The following is a 14372-nucleotide window of genomic DNA, read 5'->3' on the forward strand; positions in this document are numbered from 1 at the left end:
CTCCAACGTAATCATGGGAATCACCTCCTTGCGAAGAAGGTAATCTCCCTTGGGTTAGGTTGCAGGTGGTACACTTTTCATTGCCATTTTTGGTACATTTTTACATTGCCAGTGACAGATCCGCCTCTTCCTTCCAATATGGAACAAAGAAGTCAAGATTTGTTTCGGAATTGGCAAACACGGCGATAGCGCTAAAACGCGGGCTAATAAACGTTCTCCTTGGGACACCATGCATCCCGGACGTAAGTGGGCGGCGGATACAGAGAGCGACCAAATGAAGCGCCATGAAATCGAAGCTAAAATAGCTGAACATTTCATGAAACATCCAGTCGTCCCCAATAAAGACAAGTTGTACAAGTTGCTTTCTCTTGAATGACGTTCATAGGAATTTTGGGGACGGCATATTTAATAGAATCAAGAAGGGGTCTGGCCAAGACAACTGACTGATTTAGCGACGAAAAGATGTGTAAGGTGGACCTTTGCTATCTCTGTCATGGCGGGAAGAGGCTGGCGCATATGGCGTTGTAGCCCGAAATCCGCCTTCTCCCGCAAAGAGACCTTGAACACACAGGCTTGAATAATGGCTTTTTCTGAAAATTATAGCCGTGATAAGCGCGGGCAGCTGGGGCACCGCCCTGGCCAAACTGCTTGGCGACAAGGGTCAAGGCGTGGATCTCTGGGCGCACCGGCCCGCCGCTGATCATGAAGTCATAACGGAATAAAACCATGTAAATATAATGGGTTGAAGGCTAAAAGTCAGGGCAGGTTTTTGTAAACGTCTTTTCTGTGGCCAACTTTCACAACAAGAATGACAAGCCTATCGTCATGGATTTCATAAATAATTCGGTAATCGCCAGATCTGATTTTATGAAAGGGGTTATTGCCCTTCATTTTTGTTGTAGCCGGATTCGGGAGGTTTGTGCCCAACGCATCAATTTTCTTTTTAATTTTCAGCAAATCCCGTCTTGGGAGATGTTCAATGCTTTTCAAGACTGCGGGCCTGAATTCAACAGAATAGGTCATGGCTTAAAGCCCCAACTTCTCCCAAAACGCTTTTGCAGGCATATTTTCGCCGGGTTCGGCCAAGGCCTTTTTGGCATCCTCGATGTCAATGACATCTTCAAGCTGTTGGAGCAGTTCATGCGCCTCAATGGGAACCAGGGCGGCAATTTTTTCTCCCCGGCGGGTCAAGATTACAGATTTGTGGCCATAGGCCACTTCATTGACAATATCCGCAAAATGTTTTCTGGCGTCAGCGGTAGAAATTACGGTTGGCATGGCGCTCCTCCTTAAATGTACATTATGTACAAATAGTACATTTCGCAGGGGGGTAATTCAACAATAAAAAAATGCAATAAAATCAAACTATAACAACAGGTTAAAGGTTCGTTGTGCGATGTGGAGACAATTGAGTCACTTGACCGCAGGGGGTAGCGTTCTCTGAATCAAGTTCAGTGGCGGCTGATAAATCAATAATGGTAGCGGAGCTGGGCGATAAACACGGCACCATTTTCGATTTTATAAACAATGCGATGCTCATCGGTTATTCTGCGTGACCAGTACCCGGAGAGGCCATGCTTGAGGGGCTCGGGTTTTCCGATTCCCCCATGGGGGGTGCGCTGAATTTCACGTATCAGCAGATTGATGCGGCTGGAAGTTTTTTTATCGGCCTTTTGCCAGTAAAGATAGTCGTCCCAGGCATGTTCGGAGAATATAAGTTTCAATCCATGAGCTCCCTCACCATTCCTTTTCCGGAGCCAAGCTCGGCGATTGATTCAAGAAGCCGGCGGGCATTCTGGGGGCTCCGCAGCAGGTAGGCGGTCTCTTCGAGGGCTTCATAGTCCTCAAGGGACATCATGACAACAGGCTGGGAGGTTTTTCTGGTTATAATGACCGGAGCGTGGTCATCGCAAACCTTTTCCATGGTTTTTGCGAGGTTGCTTCTCGCTGAAGTGTATGTGATAGTATCCATATCAAACCTCCAAAGTGGACATGTACAGCTAAATGTACTGTAAAATAAATCGTGGGATAAGTCAATCAGGCGCACGGCGAGAATGGCTGTGCATATTGGCATTGCAACGCGAAACATGGGTCGGCGCGGATGGACCCTTATCACACAGGCTTGACTGATGACTCTTCCTGAAAACATAGCCGTGATCGGCGCGGGCAGCTGGGGCACCGCCCTGGCCAAACTGCTGGGCGACAAGGGGATAGGCGTGGATCTCTGGGCGCACCGGCCCGAGCATGTGGAGGAGATCCGCGGACAAAGGGAGAACCGCACCTATCTGCCCGGTTTTCCGTTGCCGGAGACGGTGCGGCCCACCACGGATCTTGTCGCCGCCGTCACCGGCAAGCCGGTGGTGGTCATGGTGGTGCCCTCCCATGTCTACCGGGAGGTGTTTTCCAGCCTTGCCTCCCATCTGGCCCCGGATTGTCGGATCATCTCCGCCACCAAGGGCATCGAGAACGACACCCTCATGACCATGAATCAGGTCATGGCCGAGGTGCTGGCCAGGGAAAATCCCTCCTTTGCCGGTGAGCTCGGCGTCCTGGCCGGGCCGAGCTTCGCCAGGGAGGTGGCCGCCGGTATTCCCACCGCGGTGACCGTGGCCGCTTCCACCCTGGCCGGGGCCAGGTTTTTTCAGGATCTCTTTTTCACCGAACGCTTCCGGGTCTATGCCGGCACCGATGTGATCGGCATGGAGCTTGGCGGGGCCCTCAAGAATATCGTCGCCATTGCGGCCGGTATCTGCGACGGCCTGGGCTACGGTACCAATACCCGGGCCGCCCTCATCACCAGGGGGCTTGCCGAAATCACCCGGCTCGGGGTGGCCATGGGTGCCCAGCCCCTCACCTTTTCCGGCCTGGCCGGCATGGGCGATCTGGTCCTGACCTGCACCGGCGATCTGAGCCGGAACCGGCAGGTCGGTCTCAAGCTGGGCCAGGGCAAGACCTTGAGCCAGATACTCGCCGAGATGGAGATGGTGGCCGAGGGTGTCAAAACCACCCGCTCCGCCCTGGCCCTGGCCAGAAAGATCGGGGTGGAGATGCCGATTCTGGAGCAGGTCTATCAGGTGATCTACGAGGAGAAGCCCTGCGACCGCGCGGTGCAGACCCTGCTTTCCCGGGATCAGAAAGAGGAAATGGAGTACCAGGCCTGAGTATCCATGAACGCAGCGGAAAAAAAAGAACATACAGCCCCGGAACCATACGTGCTGATCCTTTTTTCCATCCATTACGTGCTCAAGGCGGAAAAACTTTTAAAAAACAGTGGCATCAGTCATGATGTGGTGCCGGTGCCCCGCGAGATCAGCTCGGACTGCGGCATGGCCATACTCTTTGCCCCGGAGAGCTTTGCCCGGGTGCGCGATATTTTAGCGGCGGCCCAAATCGCCATCGCCCGGATCCATCGGAAAGGGCGCGATGGCCTCTATCAAGAAATAGCGTGGAAGGACAAATGACCAGACCCAAGCTGACCAGCACCGTCAAAGCAGCCGGTTGAGCCGCCAAACTGAGTCCGGGGGACCTGGACCAGCTATTGTGCGGCCTTGAGCTGCCCACCGATCCGAACCTGATCGCGGGCGCGACCACCGGCGAGGATGCGGGGGTCTACCGTCTGAACGACGAGACCGCCCTGATCCAGACCGTGGACTTTTTCACGCCCATTCTCGACGATCCTTACCTGTTCGGGCAGGTGGCCGCGGCCAACGCGCTCTCCGATGTGTACGCCATGGGTGGCAAGCCGCTCCTGGCCATGAATCTGGTGGCGTTTCCCATCAAGAGCATGGACAGGTCCGTGCTCAGGGATATCGTGCGCGGCGGTCTGGACAAAATCAAGGAGGCCGGGGCTTTGCTGGTGGGCGGCCACTCCATTGAGGACGAGGAACTGAAATATGGCCTCTCCGTCACCGGGGTGGTGCATCCCAACCGGGTGGTCCTCAATTCCGGCGCCAGGGTGGGTGATCACCTGCTCCTCACCAAGCCGCTGGGCACCGGCATCCTCGCCACCGCTCTCAAGGGCGGGCTGGCCGAGAAGGCCGTCGAACGCATGATCGCCATGGTCATGGCCACCTTAAACAGGGAGGCGGCCCAGCTCATGCAGACCATCGGCCCCCATGCCTGCACCGATATCACCGGCTTTGGCCTGGTGGGGCATCTCCATGAGATGGCGGTGGCCTCCCAGGTCGCCATCCGCCTTGATGCGCAGGCGGTGCCGGTATTGCCGGACACTCTCCGTTTCGCCTCCATGGGCATCATCCCGGAGGGGGCCCACAAGAACCGGGAATTTTATACCCCGCATCTGCAAAGCGAACTTGCCGAGGCGGACCCCCTGGAGATGGTCCTCCTCGATCCCCAGACCTCGGGCGGCCTGCTCATCGCCGCCTCGGCGGATGGGGTCAGGTCCATTGCCGACCGCCTCCTCAAGCGCAACTATCCCCTTGATTTCGGCATCATCGGCCAGGTGGTGGAAGGCAGGCCCGGAACCATTGAAATTGTTTAAAAGGAGTCTGCAAAGCATATTTCAGCCATGCTCAAATTCTTTCTGGACCATCACCAGGGCGAGCCGGGGACACAGAGCCAGGTAAACAACGAACTGGTCCGGCTGGTGCTTTTCTCTGGTTTTTCCAGCAGCACGGCCGCTTATGTGCTGGTCTGCGCCATGGCGCTCATGGTACGGACTGTTGCTCCGGCGGGGTTGCTCAAGGGCTGGCTGGGAATCATGACCATCATCTACTTTTGCAGGCTGGCGGCGGTTCGCTGCTACCGGAAACGGAACCTTCTCGCCGGCGGCGCTCCCACGGGTTTTTCCTGCATTCAGATCTATATTGCCCTGATTGTTCTCACCGCGCTCTTCTGGGGGCTGGCGGTTTTTTATTTTTTCCCTGCCGGCGCGATCCCGGAGCAGCTGGGTTTTATCTTCATCGTTGCCGGCCTCACCGCCGGCGCCATACCTCTTCTTTCTCCCCTGCGAAAGCTTTATTACACCTATATCGCCCTGCCGATTCTCCCCCTCGCCTATCAGCTTTTTGCGCAAGGCGGCACCCTGTACGGCGTTATGGCCTGTATCCTGCTCTTTTACATGGTGGTTCTCATCAATTCCGCCACCCGGATGCAGGAATCGCTGGTCGCCGCCTTTACCATGCGGTTTGCCAATGAAGAACTGGTGGAAAACCTCGAACAGGCCCGCGATGAAGGGGAAGCGCTCAATATGGAGCTCATGGCCGAGAACGAGCGGCGCAAGGCAACGGAGGCGGAGCTGATCAAGGCCAGGGATGTCGCCGAGGCGGCAAGCCGGGCCAAGGACGAATTTCTCGCCAACATGAGCCATGAGATCCGCACCCCGATGAACGGGATTCTCGGCACCCTGCAACTCCTTGCCGACACGGAGATGGCTCCGGTGCAGAAGGAATATGTGCGTATCGCCCATTCCTCGGCCGAGGCCCTGCTCGGCATTCTCAACGATATCCTCGATTTTTCCAAGATCGAGGCCGGCAAGCTGATTTTGGAACAGATTCCCTTCAGTCTGAGAAAGATCGGGGAAGAACTGCTGAGCCTGCTGGCCAGGCAGGCCAGGGAAAAGAACATCGAGCTTTCCGCCGAGATTGACGCCGCCTTGCCGGAGCGGCTTCTGGGTGATCCAACCCGCATGCGGCAGATCTTGAGCAATCTGCTCACCAATGCCATTAAATTCACCGAAAACGGCCGGGTAACGGTGAGAGTCAAGTGCCTCTCCTCCCATACCGACAGGGTTGCCCTGCGCATGGAGGTCATTGACACAGGCATCGGCATAGCCGAGAAATATCAGGCCGATCTGTTCCAGAGTTTCAGCCAGGCGGACGGCTCCACCACCAGGAAATACGGCGGCACCGGCCTGGGGCTGGCCATCGTCCGGCAGCTTGTCCTGATGATGGGGGGGCGGATCGGGGTGGAGAGCGAGCCGGGTAAAGGGTCCACCTTCTGGTGTGCGCTTGATTTTCCGGTGGTGGCCGAGTTCGGACGGGAGGTCGCCCGGAACAAGCCAGAAGCGCGCAACCCGGGCGCGCTTCAAGGCAGGGTTCTGCTGGTGGAGGACAACAAGGTCAACCAGATGGTCGCCGCCAGGATGCTTGCGGGCCTGAACCTCTCCGTGGATATCGCCGAGGATGGTGAAAAGGCCCTGGCCGCCCTGGCAAGGGGCGGGTACGATCTGGCCTTCATGGACTGCCAGATGCCCATCCTGGACGGCTACGAGGCGACCAGGCGCTATCGCCGTCAGGAAGAGGGGCAGGGCCGGCTGCCCATCATCGCCATGACCGCCAACGCCATGGAGGGCGACCGGGAGAAATGCCTGGCCGCCGGCATGGATGATTACCTTGCCAAGCCGGTGAAAAAGGAACAGCTTTGCGATCTGCTTGCCAAGTGGCTGCCGGAAGGCCGGCAGAAATAAGGTACGCGGCGGGAGGCCTCCATGGACGCTGGCGACAGGCAGCGAGTGCTGCGCACCGGGCAAATATTCTGTTATGACAGCCTGGGGTTGCCCATCGACTGTGCCGGCACCGGCCAGGATGCCGAGAGCGCATATGGCCTCCCCTGGCCGTCGCCCCGTTTCCAGGAGGAAGGGGAGGTGGTGGCGGATCTCCTCACCGGGCTTTCCTGGTCAAAAAACGCCAATCCCGGCGAATTCCCCCGCACCTGGGATGAGGCCTTTGCTTTTGTCCGGGCCATGAATACTGAAAAACATGGCGGCTTCGCCGACTGGCGTCTGCCCAACCGGCGTGAGCTTATAAGCCTGATGAGCTATCAGGCGAAAAACCCTTCCCTTCCCCGGGATCATCCCTTTGTGAATGTTTTTCTCGGCTGGTACTGGACCGCCACCAGCGCGGCCATTGATCCCCGCTATGCCTGGTATGTGCACCTGGAAGGCGCCCGGATGTTTTACGGCCGCAAGGACCAGTACTCTCTTGTCTGGCCGGTGCGGGGGGGGACGAATGTGCTGTCAAGAACCGGGCAGGAGCACTGCTATGACCAGAGCGGTACTGTCATCGACCCTGTTGGCACGGGCCAGGATGGGGAGTTGCGCCTGGGCCGGCCATGGCCCGCGCCGCGTTTCAGCGACCAGGGCGCGTATGTCGTTGATGGGCTGACAGGCTTGCGGTGGCTGAAGAACGCCGACCTGACCGGCGGTCCGGTAACCTGGGCCGAGGCCCTGGCCGCGGTCCGGGAGCTGAATCGCAAGGAGGCTGGGCAAATACGCCACTGGCGGTTGCCGAACATCAACGCCCTGGAGTCGCTGGTGGACTGTTCCCGAAGCAATCCCGCCCTGCCGGAGGGCAATTTTTTCAGGAACGTGCGGGATACCTACTGGTCAGCGACCACCAGTTTTTTCGAAACCGACTGGGCCTGGGCCCTCTACCTGGACAAGGGCGCCCTGGGGGTGGGATATAAGAAGGGCAGGACGTTTTTTGTCTGGCCGGTATCGTATGGAGAACCGCTTGGCCGGTGAACCGGGAAGCGCTGTCCTGGGGCGGATCGTGTTAACTGGCCGGGATCATGATCAATTCCATGAAACAGCTTGAATAAGCGTGAAAACATGCTACGATGCGTCATCGTGCTGGTTTTTCCCATTATCGGCCAGTGCTTCACAACTACCTGAAAAAGCGTGCTGAGGGACCACTCCGGTCCCTCTACTTTTTTACAGGTTTTCAGATAATCAGCCATCCTTGGCTGGTCGCTATCTTCCAATTTTGTGCATTGGATTTTTTGCTAGCGAAATCTCGATCAATGCACATGAGGAGGAGTACCGCATGAATATGTACATCGGCAATCTGGCTTACGGCGTTACCGAAGAGGAATTGAAGGAGATTTTTTCCGCCTACGGTGAGGTCGCCAGCGTGAGCCTCGTCAAGGATCGCTTCTCCGGCCAGTCAAAAGGATTTGGTTTTATCGAAATGCCCAACAACTCGGAGGCGGATACCGCCATCAAGGCCCTGAACAAGAGCATGCTCAAGGGCAGGGATATCAAGGTGAATCAGGCGGAACAGAAGAAGAAAAACACCAAACGCCGCCGGCCCCAGTATTAAGGGGTGAGCGGGGTTCGCAGGCTCCCGGGGCGGCAGGCTGGACCATGGGTCCAGCCTGCCGCCCTTTTCTGAAGCCGCCCCCCCTTTCTTTCCGTGATCTTCTTCCGGCGAATTCACCTTTTTCAACAACCCTGTGCAGCCTCTGCCGACCAGAACAAGCGCTCCGGCAAATACCCCATTGGTGGACCATGCTCGATACCCGAATCGAAGCCCTGATCGAGAAGATCAAAAAGCTTGAAAAGGAGCTTTACCAGGAGGCCCAGAAGAAAGAGGAGGAGTTCTATTACAAGATCACCGGCAAGAAGGTGCGTTTTGAAAAGGAGGTCAAGCGTCGGCACAAGGTCCTGATGCAGAGGGTGTCGCGCTATCTTTCCGAGGCGGCCCTCCTCAATATCCTCACCACTCCCGTCATCTGGTTTATCCTCATCCCCACCCTCTTCCTCGACGCCTCGGTGACCCTCTATCAGGCCGTCTGCTTTCCGGTCTACGGCATTCCCAGGGTGAAGCGGAGCAAATACATCGTCATTGACCGGCATGCCCTGGGCTATCTCAACATCATCGAGAAGATCAATTGCGTCTACTGCGGCTATTTCAACGGTTTCATGGCCTATGTCCGGGAGATAGCCGCCCGCACCGAACAGTACTGGTGCCCGATCAAGCATGCCCGCAGGGTGGCCTCCATGCACAGCCGGTACGGCAGGTTTTTTGAATACGGCGATGCGGAAGGGTACAGACGGTATCTTGAAGCGGTGCGCCGCGATTTCGCGGATCTCAAGGAGGAGGCGGAGCGCTGACCGCGCTCTCCCCGCTCTTGCCGACCCGGGTCTTTCCGTGGCAAGAGTATCCCGGGTGGTCATGGTCCTGCACCAAAGCGATTGAGGCGGTATGAACGGAGAAGTCATTGCAACCCGGTACGAAACAGCACCCGATGGTCGGGTGATCATCGATATTGCCATTGATTCCCTCAATGACCTCTACAATGCCTTTGACAAAAAGGCGGGTTTTCGCCGGCGGGAGCTGGATCAGGATTTTGTCGAGTATCTGATCGAAAGCGTCCAGGAGCTGGAAGAGCACCCCTTTCTGATTCGCATTTCCTGCGGGCAACCGGCGGAAGGCGGTCTGGACGAGCGGGTGCGGGACAGCATCGCCAACTACTTTATCTACCTCAGGGAGGTGGAGAGGCGCGCCCTCGCGAAAAATCGGAAAAAGACCATCTCCCTTTTTTTTCTGGGAACCGTTCTGCTCGGCGGGTCGGTTTTTTTCCCCCTGGAAAATCTCTTCGTTTCCAGAGGGCTGTTTACGAAAATTCTCCAGGAAGGCATTGGCATCGCCGCCTGGGTTTCCCTCTGGGAATTTTTCGCCAACCTCATTTTTGAGTGGCAGCCTTACCGGCAAAAAATTAAGTTGTACGAAAAAATCAGCAAGGCCGAGGTGCAGGCCGGGTAAAGCCGGGAACCGCGCGGCCGGTCAGTCTGGTGGAAACAAAAAAACACGGGAATCATGAACAACCCCATTGACCGGCAACAGCTGATCCTCTCCCCGAAAAATTTTCTCTGGAATCTGCTCCTCATCACCACCGGCAGCGTTCTTTGCGCGCTGGCGATCAACGGCATCATGATTCCCCGCCATTTTGTCACCGGCGGCATCACCGGGCTCGCCCTCATCCTCCACAAGAGCTTTCCCGCCCTTAGTGTCGCCACGATCTTTATTCTCCTGAACATCCCGCTCTTCCTCATGGCCTGGATGTCGGTGGGCCGCAGGTTCTTTTTTTACAGCGTCATCGGCCTTGTGACCCTGGCCGCGGCCATTGCCCTGGTCCAGGTGCGCATTCCCCTTGAAGACCGGCTGCTGAGCGCGCTGCTTGCCGGGATCATCAGCGGGGCCGGCGCCGGCATCACCCTTCGTTCCCTGGGCTCCTCCGGCGGCATGGACATTCTTTCGGTCATGCTGCTCAGGCGCTACTCCATAGGCATCGGCAACACGATCATGACCGTGAACGCCGTCGTCCTCTCCCTGGTCACCTTTATTTACTCCCTGGAGGCGGTGCTCTACACCCTGATCGTTATCTACGTCGGCTCCAAGATGCTGAATCTGGTGGTGACGGGCCTGAGCCAGCGCAAGGCGGTGTTCATCATCTCCTCGCAATGGGAGCGGATCAGCGAGGAAATCCTCAAGGACATCCGCCGCGGCGTCACGGTGATCCGCGGTGAAGGAGGCTACTCCAAGGAGCAGGAGTGCATCCTCTACACGGTGATCAGCTTCCGCGATCTCGGCCAGCTCAAGCGCATCATCAACCAGATCGACGAAAAGGCCTTTGTCGTGGTGAGCGACACCCTTGAGGTGATGAATTACCGGATCGGCAACCAACCCCACTGGTAGGCGCTCCTGTTCCGCCAGCTTCCTCATTTGCGAGACGATCATGTTTGTTCAAGAGGCTTTTGACAAGTATGCCGAGGATTATGACGGCGGCAGACGCAGGCTGATCCCCTGCTTTGACGATTTTTACGGTACCGCCCTCGGCTGCATCCCTTTTCCGGTCGAGCAGGCGCTTCGGGTGCTGGATCTTGGCGCGGGGACCGGTCTTTTCGCCGCGATGATCGCGGCCCGCTATCCAAGGGCAATTCTCACCCTGGTCGATGTTTCGGAAAAAATGCTGGCCTGCGCGCGCAGGCGTTTTGCCGCCCAGACCGGGAAGGTTTCCTTTCTCGCCGCCGACTATTCCCGCGATTTGGCGGTTACCCCGCCATTTGACCTCGTTATCTCGGCTCTTTCCATTCATCATTTGCGTGATCCCGAAAAAGAGGGCCTTTTTGCCAGGATCTTCGCGGCGCTCAAGCCGGGCGGGATTTTCGTCAATGCCGATCAGGTCCTGGGCGATTCCCCCGCCATCGAGCGGGTTTACCGGCAGACCTGGCTTGAGCAGGTAAAGGAGAAGGGTGCCAGCGAGGCGGAGCTTGCCGCAGCCCTGGAGCGGATGCAGGCAGACCGGATGGCCACCCTGGCCTTTCAGCTTGACTGCCTCGGGAAGGCGGGTTTTGAAAAGGTGAACTGCTGGTACAAGAATTACAGCTTCGCGGTTTTCAGTGGCGAAAGGCCGGGCCGACAGAAATGAAATACCTCTGGACCGCAATTTACTCTGTGGTGCTGCTCTGGTCGGCCTTCGAGCCCAGGGATTACCTTACCTGGCTCCTTGAGGTGCTGCCGGCCCTGATCGCCGGAGCTGTTCTTCTCGCCACCCGCAAACGCTTTCCCCTCACCCCCCTGCTCTACGGACTGATTCTCGGCCACTGCCTCATCCTGATGGTGGGCGGGCATTACACCTATGCCGAGGAGCCCTTTTTCAACTGGCTCAAAGAGATTTTCTCCTGGCCGCGCAACAATTACGACAAGGTGGGCCATTTTGCGCAAGGATTCGTGCCGGCCATTGCCGCTCGGGAGCTGCTGCTCAGAAAGGCGGTGGTCAACGGCAGGGGCTGGCTCAACTTCCTCGTCGTCTGCGTCTGTCTCGCCGTCAGCGCTTTTTATGAACTCATCGAGTGGTGGGTGGCGGCACTCTCCGCCACCGCCGCCGAGGCCTTTCTCGGCATCCAGGGCTATGCCTGGGATACCCAGTCCGACATGGCCTTCGCGCTGGTCGGCAGCTTCCTGGCCCTGTCGTTTCTGGGCCGGGTCCATGACCGGCAACTGGCGTTTTTCTTCCAAAGTCCGCACAATAAAAAAGACAGGCAGTCCGGAAATCGAGCCTGAGAAACTTGATTTTTTCAGCTGTCTCAGCGACCATGAGAGAGACCATGCAATGACGTTTCCTATTGGTGCTTGCCGGGAGCTGACATGTTTCGCCGCCGCCTGCTTTTCCTTGTTTCCCTCTTCGCCGTTCTCCTGTCCGCCCCAACGGCCTCTTCCGCCGCCCTCCTGGTCAAGGTCGGTCTCTGGGAAAACAACCCCATGTGCTACACCGATGCAAACGGCAAGCCGGCCGGTATCTTCATCGCGGTGCTCGAGTATGCCGCCGCGCAGGAGGGCTGGCGGCTCGACTATGTCCATGGCGCCTGGGCAGACCTGCTGTCCGACCTGGAAAAGGGAAAGATCGATGTCCTGCCCTCCGTGGCCGTCACCGCCGAGCGGGAAAAAATCCATGCCTTCAACGATCTTGATGTGTTCAACAACTGGGGCGTGGTCTACACCAGGCCCGGCGCCCAGATCAATTCCCTGCTGGACCTTGCCGGGAAACGGATCGCCACCATGGAGCAGGGTATTTACTCCACCGGCCCGGAAGGAATCATCACCCTCAATGAACGCTTCAGCCTGCAGGCGCAGATCATCCGCGTTCCGGAATACCGACTGGCCATGGCGGCAGTATTTAAGGGTGAAGCCGATGGCGCCGTGGTCAATCGATTGGTGGGGCCTGTGCATGAAAATGAGTATGGCCTGGTCAATTCCGGCATCGTTTTTGCGCCGGTAAAGATCCGCTTTGCCCTCGGAAAAAGAAATCCCAAAACCCCCCGTCTTGTCCAGGGAATCGACCGGCATCTGGCCGTGCTCAAAAATGACAACAACTCCATCTACCACCAGGCCATCAGCCGGGCCCTGGGCGGTTCAGCCCCTTCCCCGCGCCTGCCGCGCTGGTTCTGGTTTGCCTTTGCGGCAATTCTCGGCCTGTTCACCCTCCTGGCTCTTCTGGCCCTTGCCCTCAAATGGCAGATAAACCGGAAGACCAGCGAACTGCGGCAGGCAAACGCCCTGCTCCAGGAGGATAACCTGAAGCGGCGGGAGGCGGAGGAAGCCTTGCGCGTCAGCGAGGCGCGGTTCCGCTCTCTGGTGGAAAACTCCAGCGACTGGATCTGGGAGTTTGATGAAAACGAGATCTTCACCTATGCCTCGCCCCGGGTTCAGGAGCTGCTCGGCTATGCGCCGGAGGAGGTGGTGGGCAGATCCGCCTTTGACTTCATTCCCGAAACCGAGCGCCGGCAGGTTGCCAAGGAGTTCCTGCCGATGAAGGAGGCGCGGCAGTCATTTTCCAACCTGCTCAATGTCAATCAGCACAAGGATGGTCATCTGGTGACCATCGAGTCCAGTGGCGTGCCGATTCTTGATGGCGCAGGGATATTCCGGGGCTACCGGGGCATTGACCGGGATATCTCCGAGCGCAAGGAAATGGAAACAAAACTGCGGCAGGCCCAGAAGATGGAGGCCATCGGCACCCTGGCCGGCGGCATAGCCCATGATTTCAACAATATCCTTTCCGCAATCCTCGGCTATGGGCAGATAGCGCAGACCGAAGTCGCAAAAGATCATCCGGTGCAACAATCGTTGGCCGAGATCATTTCCGCCGGGTTCCGGGCCCGCGACCTGGTCAGGCAGATCCTTACCTTCAGCCGTCAGAACGAACGGCAGCTGGGACCGGTGCAGATTTCTTCCATCGGCAAGGAGGCGCTCAAGCTTCTCCGGGCCTCGATTCCGACCACCATCGAGATCCGTCAGGATTTCGGCGCGGATGTCGGCACCATCTGGGCCGACCCCACCCAGATCCATCAGGTGATCATGAATCTCTGCACCAATGCCTTCCAGGCCATGGCGGCGCAGGGCGGCGTCCTGGCCGTCACCCTGCGCAATGTGGAAATAACTCCGGAGGAGGCGCAGGACGATCTGCCAGCCTGCTCCTACGTCCAGCTCACGGTGGCAGACACAGGCCCGGGCATAACGCCGGCAAATCTGAAACGGATTTTTGAACCCTATTTCACCACCAAGGAGCAAGGCAAGGGCACCGGCATGGGCCTGGCGGTGGTGCACGGCATCGTGAAAAGCCACCAGGGCGCCATCCGGGTGGAGAGCGTTCCCGGGGAGGGGACAGTCTTCCAGGTCTTTTTTCCGCGTAAAATTGAGGAATGCGGCAACACCTTTATGAACGCGCAGGCGCTGCCAGCGGCGCACGGAGAGCGCATCCTCTTCATCGATGACGAGCCTCCCATTGTGGACATGGCCGGCAAGCTGCTTAAAAAGCTGGGCTACACGGTGCAGGCTTTTTTCGAGAGCGGCGAGGCGCTTGCGGCGTTCCGGGAGAACCCGGACGCCTTCGATCTGGTCATCACCGACCAGACCATGCCGGGGATGACCGGGCTGGAAATCTGCAGGGAGGTGCGCCGGATAAAGCCGGGAATGCCGGTGATTTTATGTTCCGGCTACAGCGAACTCATCAATCAGGCGACGCTGCGGGCCGCCGGGTTGAACGGCTTCGTCATGAAGCCCTTTGTCAGCGCCGAGATAGCAGGGACCATCCGCAAGGCCCTTGAGGATGGCAGCGGACGGTGAATT

Annotated in this window: 18 protein-coding genes; 14 read left to right on the forward strand and 4 right to left on the reverse strand. The window is 57.7% G+C overall.

Annotated elements, in window-relative coordinates; all coding sequences use genetic code 11:
- The first annotated feature begins 118 nt into the window (after positions 1-118).
- Together ACUUL3_RS14400 and ACUUL3_RS14405 are read left to right on the forward strand one after the other, a co-directional pair.
- Positions 119-376, forward strand: coding sequence for an Eco29kI family restriction endonuclease (locus ACUUL3_RS14400; RefSeq protein ID WP_448556497.1), 258 nt, complete (start codon positions 119-121; stop codon positions 374-376).
- Positions 377-605: 229 nt separating this feature from the next.
- Positions 606-722, forward strand: coding sequence for a hypothetical protein (locus ACUUL3_RS14405; protein WP_448552481.1), 117 nt, complete (start codon positions 606-608; stop codon positions 720-722).
- A 34-nt stretch (positions 723-756) separates the two neighbouring features.
- Here the strand turns inward: ACUUL3_RS14405 and ACUUL3_RS14410 are convergent, their stop codons facing one another.
- From ACUUL3_RS14410 to ACUUL3_RS14425, 4 genes are all read right to left on the reverse strand, one after another.
- Entirely contained in the window at positions 757-1023 is a 267-nt protein-coding gene (locus ACUUL3_RS14410; RefSeq protein WP_448552483.1) for a type II toxin-antitoxin system RelE family toxin, read from the reverse strand.
- Between the two features lie 3 nt (positions 1024-1026).
- On the reverse strand, positions 1027-1278 hold the full coding sequence (locus ACUUL3_RS14415; RefSeq protein ID WP_448552485.1) for a type II toxin-antitoxin system Phd/YefM family antitoxin: 252 nt from the start codon (positions 1276-1278) through the stop codon (positions 1027-1029).
- A gap of 191 nt (positions 1279-1469) precedes the next feature.
- Complete coding sequence (locus tag ACUUL3_RS14420) at positions 1470-1724, reverse strand: Txe/YoeB family addiction module toxin (RefSeq protein WP_448552487.1); 255 nt, start codon at positions 1722-1724, stop codon at positions 1470-1472.
- Positions 1721-1972, reverse strand: coding sequence for a type II toxin-antitoxin system Phd/YefM family antitoxin (locus ACUUL3_RS14425; protein ID WP_448552489.1), 252 nt, complete (start codon positions 1970-1972; stop codon positions 1721-1723). Before ACUUL3_RS14425 ends, ACUUL3_RS14420 begins: the two co-directional genes overlap by 4 nt.
- Positions 1973-2129: 157 nt before the next feature.
- On the opposite strand from ACUUL3_RS14425, the gene ACUUL3_RS14430 reads away from it, so the two are divergent.
- From ACUUL3_RS14430 to ACUUL3_RS14485, 12 genes are all read left to right on the forward strand, one after another.
- Positions 2130-3161 (forward strand): NAD(P)H-dependent glycerol-3-phosphate dehydrogenase, encoded by a 1032-nt coding sequence (locus ACUUL3_RS14430; RefSeq protein WP_448552491.1) that lies wholly within the window; start codon positions 2130-2132, stop codon positions 3159-3161.
- Between the two features lie 6 nt (positions 3162-3167).
- Positions 3168-3461 carry a DUF3343 domain-containing protein gene (locus tag ACUUL3_RS14435; RefSeq protein WP_448552493.1) on the forward strand — a complete coding sequence of 98 codons (294 nt, stop codon included), beginning with the start codon at positions 3168-3170 and terminating at the stop codon, positions 3459-3461.
- Entirely contained in the window at positions 3458-4501 is a 1044-nt protein-coding gene (gene selD, locus ACUUL3_RS14440) for a selenide, water dikinase SelD (protein ID WP_448552495.1), read from the forward strand. The genes ACUUL3_RS14435 and selD overlap by 4 nt, the downstream gene beginning before the upstream one ends.
- 27 nt (positions 4502-4528) lie before the next feature.
- The gene (locus ACUUL3_RS14445) at positions 4529-6427 is read left to right on the forward strand and encodes an ATP-binding protein (protein ID WP_448552496.1); all 1899 of its coding nucleotides are present in this window, start codon (positions 4529-4531) and stop codon (positions 6425-6427) included.
- 21 nt (positions 6428-6448) lie between these two features.
- Positions 6449-7483 carry an Lcl C-terminal domain-containing protein gene (locus ACUUL3_RS14450; RefSeq protein WP_448552498.1) on the forward strand — a complete coding sequence of 345 codons (1035 nt, stop codon included), beginning with the start codon at positions 6449-6451 and terminating at the stop codon, positions 7481-7483.
- A gap of 301 nt (positions 7484-7784) precedes the next feature.
- Positions 7785-8060, forward strand: a complete 276-nt coding sequence (locus ACUUL3_RS14455) for an RNA recognition motif domain-containing protein (protein ID WP_448552499.1) — start codon at positions 7785-7787, stop codon at positions 8058-8060.
- Positions 8061-8248: 188 nt separating this feature from the next.
- On the forward strand, positions 8249-8854 hold the full coding sequence (locus ACUUL3_RS14460; RefSeq protein WP_448552501.1) for a hypothetical protein: 606 nt from the start codon (positions 8249-8251) through the stop codon (positions 8852-8854).
- A 91-nt stretch (positions 8855-8945) separates the two neighbouring features.
- Positions 8946-9506 (forward strand): hypothetical protein, encoded by a 561-nt coding sequence (locus ACUUL3_RS14465; protein ID WP_448552502.1) that lies wholly within the window; start codon positions 8946-8948, stop codon positions 9504-9506.
- Between the two features lie 54 nt (positions 9507-9560).
- Positions 9561-10439, forward strand: a complete 879-nt coding sequence (locus ACUUL3_RS14470) for a YitT family protein (protein ID WP_448552504.1) — start codon at positions 9561-9563, stop codon at positions 10437-10439.
- A gap of 40 nt (positions 10440-10479) precedes the next feature.
- A complete protein-coding gene (locus tag ACUUL3_RS14475) occupies positions 10480-11172 on the forward strand; it encodes a class I SAM-dependent methyltransferase (RefSeq protein ID WP_448552505.1) in 693 nt (230 codons plus the stop codon).
- The gene (locus tag ACUUL3_RS14480; protein WP_448552507.1) at positions 11169-11807 is read left to right on the forward strand and encodes a DUF2238 domain-containing protein; all 639 of its coding nucleotides are present in this window, start codon (positions 11169-11171) and stop codon (positions 11805-11807) included. The genes ACUUL3_RS14475 and ACUUL3_RS14480 overlap by 4 nt, the downstream gene beginning before the upstream one ends.
- A gap of 84 nt (positions 11808-11891) precedes the next feature.
- Entirely contained in the window at positions 11892-14369 is a 2478-nt protein-coding gene (locus tag ACUUL3_RS14485; RefSeq protein ID WP_448552509.1) for an ATP-binding protein, read from the forward strand.
- Positions 14370-14372: the final 3 nt, after the last annotated feature.

The sequence above is a fragment of the Thiovibrio sp. JS02 genome (assembly GCF_053485635.1).

What these genes read in the sequence shown, in the direction of transcription:
- ACUUL3_RS14450 (WP_448552498.1), top strand. Translation starts at nt 6,449, where the DNA reads ATGGACGCTGGCGACAGGCAGCGAGTGCTGCGCACCGGGCAAATATTC.
- ACUUL3_RS14475 (WP_448552505.1), top strand. Translation starts at nt 10,480, where the DNA reads ATGTTTGTTCAAGAGGCTTTTGACAAGTATGCCGAGGATTATGACGGC.
- ACUUL3_RS14455 (WP_448552499.1), top strand. Translation starts at nt 7,785, where the DNA reads ATGAATATGTACATCGGCAATCTGGCTTACGGCGTTACCGAAGAGGAA.
- ACUUL3_RS14465 (WP_448552502.1), top strand. Translation starts at nt 8,946, where the DNA reads ATGAACGGAGAAGTCATTGCAACCCGGTACGAAACAGCACCCGATGGT.
- ACUUL3_RS14480 (WP_448552507.1), top strand. Translation starts at nt 11,169, where the DNA reads ATGAAATACCTCTGGACCGCAATTTACTCTGTGGTGCTGCTCTGGTCG.
- ACUUL3_RS14470 (WP_448552504.1), top strand. Translation starts at nt 9,561, where the DNA reads ATGAACAACCCCATTGACCGGCAACAGCTGATCCTCTCCCCGAAAAAT.
- ACUUL3_RS14415 (WP_448552485.1), bottom strand. Translation starts at nt 1,278, where the DNA reads ATGCCAACCGTAATTTCTACCGCTGACGCCAGAAAACATTTTGCGGAT.
- ACUUL3_RS14485 (WP_448552509.1), top strand. Translation starts at nt 11,892, where the DNA reads ATGTTTCGCCGCCGCCTGCTTTTCCTTGTTTCCCTCTTCGCCGTTCTC.
- ACUUL3_RS14410 (WP_448552483.1), bottom strand. Translation starts at nt 1,023, where the DNA reads ATGACCTATTCTGTTGAATTCAGGCCCGCAGTCTTGAAAAGCATTGAA.
- ACUUL3_RS14445 (WP_448552496.1), top strand. Translation starts at nt 4,529, where the DNA reads ATGCTCAAATTCTTTCTGGACCATCACCAGGGCGAGCCGGGGACACAG.
- ACUUL3_RS14425 (WP_448552489.1), bottom strand. Translation starts at nt 1,972, where the DNA reads ATGGATACTATCACATACACTTCAGCGAGAAGCAACCTCGCAAAAACC.
- ACUUL3_RS14435 (WP_448552493.1), top strand. Translation starts at nt 3,168, where the DNA reads ATGAACGCAGCGGAAAAAAAAGAACATACAGCCCCGGAACCATACGTG.
- ACUUL3_RS14430 (WP_448552491.1), top strand. Translation starts at nt 2,130, where the DNA reads ATGACTCTTCCTGAAAACATAGCCGTGATCGGCGCGGGCAGCTGGGGC.
- ACUUL3_RS14460 (WP_448552501.1), top strand. Translation starts at nt 8,249, where the DNA reads ATGCTCGATACCCGAATCGAAGCCCTGATCGAGAAGATCAAAAAGCTT.